Genomic DNA, 7,534 nt, shown 5'->3' on the forward strand with positions numbered 1-7,534 from the left:
GCGGCCAGCAGCTCGCGGTGGGTGGGGAAGTAGCGCCGGGGTGCGCCGTGGGACACGCCGGCGCGGCGGGCGATCTCGCGCAGGCTCAGCGCGTCGGTGCCCTCGGCGGAGACCAGCTCAACACCGGTGGCGACGAGATGCGCACGCAGGTCCTCCGGCATAGACACTGTCTACCAGACGCCGTAGACAGTGTCTATCAGGGCGCGCCAGAGGACGGCCAGGGTGCGCGGGCGCGACCGGGTGGCCCGTCCTCGGCGGCGCCCACCCGCGCGAGCCGCTACGACGACGGGCCCGGGTGCGGGTCGCTCAGGGCGGTGATCCTTACGCCGGCCTGGTCTCGTCCGCGACCGGAGGCGCCCATCCCGGCCGGGGGATGAGGCAGAACGGGTGCCCGGCCGGGTCCGCGAACACGCCCGCGCCGGGCAGGGCGGTGGCACCCAGCGCGAGGACGGCGGCAGACGCTTCGGCGACGTCGTCGACCATCACGTCCAGGTGGACCTGCTGGGGTGTCGCCGGGTCCGGCCAGGTCGGCGCCGGATTGCCGGGAGCCCGCTGGAAGCCCAGCCCGGAGGCGCGGTCGCTGCTCGCCACGACCGCGAAGTCGTCGTCGTGGTAGGTGACGGGCAGGCCCAGCAGCGCGCTGTAGAACGTGGCCAGGGCCAGCGGCTCCGGGCAGTCCACGATCACGTGGTGAAGACGGCCGATTCCCATGGTGCCTCCCGGTCTCCCGCCCATCATGTCGAGAACGGCCGGCCGGCACCGACCCCCCGGTATGACGAAGTTTCTGCTGATCCAGCATCACACCGCGATGGGCACCTGGGCGCCGGCCGACGTACGGCGGCATTTCGACTATCAGCGCGACCTGGACGCCGAGCTCACCGCGGCCGGTGAGCTGGTCGAGGCGCAGGGGCTCGGCGGCCGTTCGCATCAGGTGGCGGGGGAGCGGGGCGCCCTGCCCGAGCTCGCCGGCTACCGGGTCGTGGATGTGGAGTCCGAGGAACGGGCGCTGCAGATCGCGGCCCGGGCGTCGGCGGCGCCGGGGCCGGGCGGTGCGCCACTGGGTCAGCGGATCGACGTACGGCAGCTGCTGACTCCGTGAGAGCGCTTTCTCGCCGTAACCGGTTCCGGTGGTCCGAACATGCGCCACGGCACCGGAAAGCGCTCTCCGTCCACCGAACCTTTCGTCATCCTTAAGTCCGTCGATACGTCCTTGACCGCGTCCCGTTCGTCACGGTTGAGTTCGGCACTGTTAAGTCACCTTCCGGTTCCCCGTTCCCCCATCCGGAGTCCGCAGTGCCTCACTCCCCACGCCGGCTGCTGCTCGCCGCCGGCACCGTGCTCGTCGCCCTCGTGGCCACCGCCGGCGTCCGCTTCGTGGCGAACGCGGACACGGCCCCTGTCCGCGCCACAGCCGCAGCGTTCTCCCACCCCGGCGTGCTGCTCAGTCGCCCCCAGCTCGACTTCGTCAAGGCCAAGGTCGCCGCCAAGGCCCAGCCCTGGACCACCGCCTACAACCAGATGGCCGCGAGCCGCTACGCCTCGCTGTCGCGTACGCCGAAGCCCCGCGCGACCGTCGAGTGCGGCTCCTACTCCAACCCGAACAACGGCTGCACCGACGAGCGCGAGGACGCGATCGCCGCGTACACCGACGCGCTCACCTGGTACATCACCGGGAACACCGCGTACGCGACCAAGGCCATCGCGCTGATGGACGCCTGGTCGGCCACGCTCAAGGCGCACACCAACAGCAACGGCCCGCTGCAGACCGCCTGGGCCGGTTCGGTGTGGCCCCGGGCCGCGGAGATCATCAAGCACGCGTACGGGAACTGGCCCAACCAGGCCCGCTTCGCCACCATGCTGCGCACCGTCTACCTGCCGGTGGTGCTGGCCGGCAGCGCCAGCAACGGCAACTGGGAGCTGTCGATGATGGAGGCAGCCGTCGGCATCGCCGTCCACCTCGACGACCGGGCCAGCTACGACCGGGCCGTCGCCCGCTTCAAGCTGCGCGCCGCCGCCTACATCTACGTCACCGCTGACGGCGCCCAGCCGAAGTACCCGCCGGCCGGTGGCATCGACACCCGGGCCGAGCTGATCAGCTACTGGCAGGGCCAGAGCACCTTCGTCGACGGGCTCTCCCAGGAGACCTGCCGCGACTTCGTGCACACCGGCTACGGCATCTCCGCGATCGCGCACGTCGCCGAGACCACCCGCATCCAGGGCGGCGACCTCTACCCCGAGCTGCAGGACCGGCTGCGGCACGCGCTCGGCCTGCACACCAAGTTCGAGAACGGTACCGCGGTGCCGGCGTCGATCTGCGGCGGCTCGGTGACCAGGGGCCTCGGCCCGATCAGCGAGGTCGCCTACAACGCCCTGCACAACCGGCTCGGCATCGCGATGGCCAACACCGGCACCTACACCGAGGCCCGGCGCCCGCAGGGCAGCAACAACCTGTTCGTGGCGTGGGAGACGCTCACCCACGCCGGCAACCCCGCCTGATCCCCGAAGGAAATCGATGATCCCCATCCCCCGGAAGCGACGGCGTGTCCTGGCCGTCTCCGTCACCGCCCTGGTCGTCGGCGTGCTCGGCGTCGCCGGCGTCACCAACGCCCTGGCCGCCACCACCGGTTCCGTGGTGAGCAGCGCCAACGGCAAGTGCCTGGACGTCACCAACGGCTCCACCGCCAACGGCAACCTGCCGCAGATGTGGTCCTGCGCGAGCGGGCCGAACCAGACCTGGACCTACGGCGACGACAAGTCGCTCAAGGGCCTCGGCAAGTGCCTGGACGTGGCCGGCGGTGCCACCACCGACGGCGCGGCCGTGCACATGTGGGACTGCTTCGCCGGGCTGACCAGCCAGCAGTGGACGTACACGGCCGGGCGGGACCTGGTCAACGTCAAGGCGAACAAGTGCCTCGACATCAAGGACAACAACCTCGCCGACGGCGCGAAGCTCCAGCTGTGGACCTGCGGCGGCGGCGCCAACCAGAAGTGGACGGTCAACGGTGCCTCGACGCCCCCGACCACCCCGCCGGTGACCCCGACGACGGTCCCGCCGGGCAGCGGCAACCCCGACCTGGGCCCGAACGTGACGATCTTCGACCCGTCGATGTCGCAGGCGACCATCCAGAACCGCCTGAACACCGTCTTCAACCAGCAGGTCCGCAACCAGTTCGGCAACGCCCGCTACGCGCTGCTGTTCAAGCCCGGTTCCTACAACGTCGACGCCAACGTCGGCTTCTTCACCCAGGTCGCCGGGCTGGGCCTGACCCCGGACGCGGTGAACATCAACGGCGCGGTGCACACCGAGGCGGACTGGTGGCCGGACGGCTCGCAGAACGCCACCCAGAACTTCTGGCGTTCGGCCGAGGGCCTGTCGGTGACCCCGAACGGCGGCCTCGACCGCTGGGCCGTGTCGCAGGCGGCGCCGTACCGGCGGATGCACGTCCGCGGCAACCTGGCGCTGTCCGACGGCGGCTGGTCGTCCGGCGGCTTCATGGCCGACACCAAGATCGACGGGCAGATCCAGTCCGGCTCGCAGCAGCAGTGGATCACCCGTAACTCGCAGATGGGCAGCTGGAACGGCTCCAACTGGAACCAGGTCTTCGTCGGTGCCCAGGGCGCCCCGGCCAACAGCTTCCCCACGCCGCCGTACACGACGGTCGGCCAGACGCCGGTGGTCGCGGAGAAGCCGTACCTGTACGTCGACTCGGCGGGCGCGTACCAGGTGTTCGTCCCCGCGCTGCGGACCAACTCGGCCGGCACCACCTGGGCCAACGGGAACCCGGCGGGCCAGTCGCTGCCGATCGGCACGTTCTTCGTCGTCAAGCCCGGCGAGACGGCGGCGAACATCAACGCGGCCCTCGCTTCCGGCAAGAACCTGCTGGTCACGCCCGGTGTCTACAACCTGAACCAGACCATCAACGTGACCCGGCCCAACACCGTCGTGCTCGGCCTGGGCCTGGCCACCTTCGTCCCGCAGAACGGCATCACGGCGATGACCGTGGCCGACGTGGACGGCGTACGGGTCGCCGGGGTGCTCTTCGACGCGGGCACCACGAACTCGTCGGTGCTCATGGAGGTCGGCCCGAACGGCTCGTCGGCGAACCACGCGGCGAACCCGACCGTGCTGTCCGACGTGTTCTTCCGGATCGGCGGCGCGATCGCCGGCAAGGCCTCGGTCAGCCTGCGGATCAACAGCGACCACGTGATCGGTGACCACGCCTGGATCTGGCGCGCCGACCACAGCGACAACGGCACCCACGGCTGGACCGTCAACCCGGCCGCCAACGGCCTGACCGTCAACGGCGACAACGTGACGTTCTACGGCCTGTTCGTCGAGCACTACCAGCAGTACCAGACCATCTGGAACGGCGAGAACGGGCGCACGTACTTCTACCAGAACGAGATGCCCTACGACCCGCCGAACCAGGCCGCCTACATGAACGGCTCGACGCAGGGCTGGGCGGCGTACAAGGTGGCCGACTCGGTGAACAACCACGAGGCGTGGGGCCTGGGGTCGTACGCGTTCTTCAACGTCAATCCCAGCGTGGTCAACGCCCGTGCCTTCGAGGTGCCGGTGAAGCCGGGCATCAAGTTCCACAACATGGTGACCGTCTCGCTGGGCGGCACCGGCACGATCGCCCACGTCATCAACAACACGGGCGCCGCGGTGAACAGCGGTCACCAGGTGACCAACCTGGTCAGCGGCCCCTGATCCCGGTGCGCACGTAGCGACGGCCCGCCGGAGATCCGGCGGGCCGTCTGCCTTTCGGTCAGCGGGCGTTGTAGCGCTTGCGGGCCCAGAGATAGCCGGCCAGGGCGATGGCCGCGCACCAGGCGGTCGCCCACCAGATCGAGTCGCCGACCGTTCCGCCGGTCAGCAGGGCCCGGATCGTCTCCATGATCGGCGTGAACGGCTGGTACTCGGCGAACTGCCGCAGCCCGTCCGGCATCGAGTCGGTCGGGACGAAACCGCTGCCGATGAAGGGCAGCAGGGTCAGCAGCAGCGGCGTGTTGCTCGCCTCCTCCACCGTCTTGGCCACCAGCCCCAGCGCGGTGGCCAGCCAGGTGATGGCGAACGAGGTCATCATCAGCACTCCGAGCACGCCCAGCCACTCCGCCGGTCCGGCGCTGGGCCGGAAACCGATCGCGAGCGCCACGGCCAGCACGATGGCCAGGCTGACCAGGGTCTGGATCATGCTGCCGACCACGTGCCCGGTCAGGACCGACACCCGGGCGATCGCCATGGTGCGGAACCGGGCCACGATGCCCTCGGTCATGTCGGTGGCGACCGAGACCGCGGTGCCGGCCGCCGCCCCGCCGACGGTCATCAGCAGGATGCCCGGCACCACGTAGGCCAGGTATTCGGTGCGGCCCCCGCCCAGGCCGGCGCCGAGCGTGCCGCCGAACACGAAGACGAACAGCAGCAGGAAGATCACCGGCATCCCGGCCAGGTAGAAGATCATCGCCGGATAGCGCTGCATGTGCCGCAGATTGCGCCGCAGCATGGTGTTCGAGTCGCGGACGGCAAGGCTCAGGGTGGTCATCGCACGGGCTCCTTCGCGGTCAGGGCCAGGAAGACGTCGTCCAGGTCGGGCGTGTGCACGGTCAGGCTCTCCACTTCGGCGCGAGCCTCGTCCAGGGTGGTCAGCAGGGCGCGCAGCGTGCGTACGCTGCCGTCCCCGGGCACCTGGATGGTGAGCTGGGCGGAGTCGACCGCGGCGGCATCGAGGGCCACCGCCGCCGCCCGCAACGCCGGTCCGTCGGCGAATCGCAGGGTGATGTGCCCGCCCGGCACCAGCCGTTTGAGCTCGTCGGCCGTGCCCTCGGCGACCAGCCGTCCGCCGTCGAGCACCGCGATCCGGTCGGCGAGCTGGTCCGCCTCCTCCAGGTACTGGGTGGTCAGGAAGATCGTCACGCCGTCGGCCACCAGCGCCCGGACGGTCTGCCACATCGCCTGCCGGCTGCGCGGGTCCAGCCCGGCGGTCGGTTCGTCGAGGAACACCAGCCGCGGCTCACCGACCAGGCCCATCGCGATGTCCAGCCGCCGCCGCATGCCGCCCGAGTACGCCGACGCCTGCTTGCCGGCCGCGTCGGTCAGGTCGAACTGTTCCAGCAGCTCGTCCGCCCGGCTGCGGCCCCGGGCCCGGGCCAGGTGGTGCAGGTCGGCCATGAGAATGAGGTTCTCCCGGCCGGTGAGCAGCCCGTCGACGGCGGCGAACTGTCCGGTGACCCCGATCGCCGCCCGGACCGCGTCCGGCTCGGTCGCCGGGTCGTGGCCGGCCACCCGGATCTCGCCGGCGTCCGCGTCGATCAAGGTGGAGAGGATCTGCACGGTGGTGGTCTTGCCGGCGCCGTTCGGGCCCAGCAGGGCGAAGATCGAGCCCGCCGGGACGTGCAGGTCGATGCCGGCCAGGACGGTGTGGTCGCCGTACGCCTTGCGCAGGCCGGTCACGGTGATCATCGGAGCTCCTCGGTGTCGCCGCGGCGCACGATGATGTCGCCGAAGGAGGTGCGGGCGCGCACCTGGACGTTGTCCTCGCCGGGCTCCGGGGCGCCGGTGCCGTCGAGGTGGTTGAGCACCTTGCCGAACTGGGTGTGCAGGTCGAGGTACGCGGCCGTGCCCGCCGCGATGCCGACCTCCAGCTCACCCATCGAGCTGCGGACCGCGACCGTGCCACGGCGGACCGCGCCGATCCGGATGCTGCCGTTGGCGGTCGCGGCGTCGACCGAGCCGCCCACCTGCCCGGCGACGACACCACCGTTGGCCATCTTCGCCGTCAGATCGCCGCCGACGGAGTCCACCGCGGTGTCGCCGTTGGAGTTCTTGATCACCGCGGCCCCGCTGACCGTGCCGATCCGGATCGTCCCGCTGCCGGTCGTGGCTCGGGCGGCACCGTTCACCGAGCGCGCGACGACGGAGCCGGCGCTGGTGTTCACCTCCAGCGGCCCGGTGTGCTGCAGCTCCACGTCGCCGGCGGCGGTGCGGACCGCGGTCTCGCCGAGCGTGCCGGTGCAGTGGAACGAGCCGAGGGCCGCGTCGGCGCGCAGCTGCGAGCCGGTGGGCAGGGCGATCTCGATGTCGATCGACCCGCTGCGGCGCAGGATCCCCAGCGTCTTGAGCGTCTTCGGGGTCTTGACCAGCAGCTGCCCGTCGCTGAACTGGACCTGGGTCTGCTCGGCGGCGCGCAGGTCGGCGGGGGCGGAGGGGTCGCTGGGCCGGACCTCGACGACGGTGTCCGCGCGGTCGGTGGCGGTGATCCGCACGTCGGCGACGAGCAGCTCGAGCGTCGCCCGGATCGGTGCGGGGGTGTCGAAGGTGGGCATGTCCTGGTCCTTTCGCGGAGGGGAGACGGGCACGGTCAGCGGGCCCAGCCGGTGTAGCGCTGCCCGCCGAGCGGGGCGCGAGAGGTGCGCGGCCGGTCACCGGCCTGCACCGCGGCGGTGCTGGCCCGGACCAGCCAGGCGTTGACCGACAGGCCCTCGCGGCCGGCCGCCTCCTCGATCCGGGTCTTGTGCTGGTCCGGCAGCCGGA

At 71.1% G+C, this 7,534-nt stretch carries 8 protein-coding genes; 3 read left to right on the forward strand and 5 right to left on the reverse strand.

From position 1 onward, the window contains the following. Both AB0C29_RS24350 and AB0C29_RS24355 read right to left on the reverse strand, forming a co-directional pair. Positions 1-161, reverse strand: a 161-nt coding sequence (locus AB0C29_RS24350) for a helix-turn-helix domain-containing protein (protein ID WP_360824185.1), incomplete at its 3' end; no start/stop codon positions are given. A gap of 160 nt (positions 162-321) precedes the next feature. Beyond that, positions 322-711 carry a VOC family protein gene (locus tag AB0C29_RS24355; RefSeq protein ID WP_360824164.1) on the reverse strand — a complete coding sequence of 130 codons (390 nt, stop codon included), beginning with the start codon at positions 709-711 and terminating at the stop codon, positions 322-324. Positions 712-772: 61 nt separating this feature from the next. Between AB0C29_RS24355 and AB0C29_RS24360 the strand changes: the two genes are divergently transcribed. From AB0C29_RS24360 to AB0C29_RS24370, 3 genes are all read left to right on the forward strand, one after another. Then, on the forward strand, positions 773-1,099 hold the full coding sequence (locus AB0C29_RS24360; RefSeq protein ID WP_360824167.1) for a hypothetical protein: 327 nt from the start codon (positions 773-775) through the stop codon (positions 1,097-1,099). 194 nt (positions 1,100-1,293) lie between these two features. Continuing rightward, complete coding sequence (locus AB0C29_RS24365; protein WP_360824170.1) at positions 1,294-2,496, forward strand: alginate lyase family protein; 1,203 nt, start codon at positions 1,294-1,296, stop codon at positions 2,494-2,496. A gap of 16 nt (positions 2,497-2,512) precedes the next feature. Then, a complete protein-coding gene (locus AB0C29_RS24370; protein ID WP_360824173.1) occupies positions 2,513-4,714 on the forward strand; it encodes an RICIN domain-containing protein in 2,202 nt (733 codons plus the stop codon). 58 nt (positions 4,715-4,772) lie between these two features. Here the strand turns inward: AB0C29_RS24370 and AB0C29_RS24375 are convergent, their stop codons facing one another. From AB0C29_RS24375 to AB0C29_RS24385, 3 genes are read right to left on the reverse strand one after another with little or no spacing between them, the layout of a single operon-like run. Further along, entirely contained in the window at positions 4,773-5,546 is a 774-nt protein-coding gene (locus tag AB0C29_RS24375; protein WP_360824176.1) for an ABC transporter permease, read from the reverse strand. After that, on the reverse strand, positions 5,543-6,463 hold the full coding sequence (locus AB0C29_RS24380; protein ID WP_360824179.1) for an ATP-binding cassette domain-containing protein: 921 nt from the start codon (positions 6,461-6,463) through the stop codon (positions 5,543-5,545). The genes AB0C29_RS24375 and AB0C29_RS24380 overlap by 4 nt, the downstream gene beginning before the upstream one ends. After that, entirely contained in the window at positions 6,460-7,326 is an 867-nt protein-coding gene (locus AB0C29_RS24385; protein WP_360824182.1) for a DUF4097 family beta strand repeat-containing protein, read from the reverse strand. Before AB0C29_RS24385 ends, AB0C29_RS24380 begins: the two co-directional genes overlap by 4 nt. Between the last annotated feature and the right edge of the window lie 208 nt (positions 7,327-7,534).

It is taken from the genome of Actinoplanes sp. NPDC048791, assembly GCF_040650095.1.
Classification (GTDB): domain Bacteria; phylum Actinomycetota; class Actinomycetes; order Mycobacteriales; family Micromonosporaceae; genus Actinoplanes.

Excerpts from the sequence above, each read along its gene's own strand:
- AB0C29_RS24355 (WP_360824164.1), bottom strand. The coding sequence starts at position 711 with ATGGGAATCGGCCGTCTTCACCACGTGATCGTGGACTGCCCGGAGCCG.
- AB0C29_RS24360 (WP_360824167.1), top strand. The coding sequence starts at position 773 with ATGACGAAGTTTCTGCTGATCCAGCATCACACCGCGATGGGCACCTGG.
- AB0C29_RS24370 (WP_360824173.1), top strand. The coding sequence starts at position 2,513 with ATGATCCCCATCCCCCGGAAGCGACGGCGTGTCCTGGCCGTCTCCGTC.
- AB0C29_RS24375 (WP_360824176.1), bottom strand. The coding sequence starts at position 5,546 with ATGACCACCCTGAGCCTTGCCGTCCGCGACTCGAACACCATGCTGCGG.
- AB0C29_RS24380 (WP_360824179.1), bottom strand. The coding sequence starts at position 6,463 with ATGATCACCGTGACCGGCCTGCGCAAGGCGTACGGCGACCACACCGTC.
- AB0C29_RS24385 (WP_360824182.1), bottom strand. The coding sequence starts at position 7,326 with ATGCCCACCTTCGACACCCCCGCACCGATCCGGGCGACGCTCGAGCTG.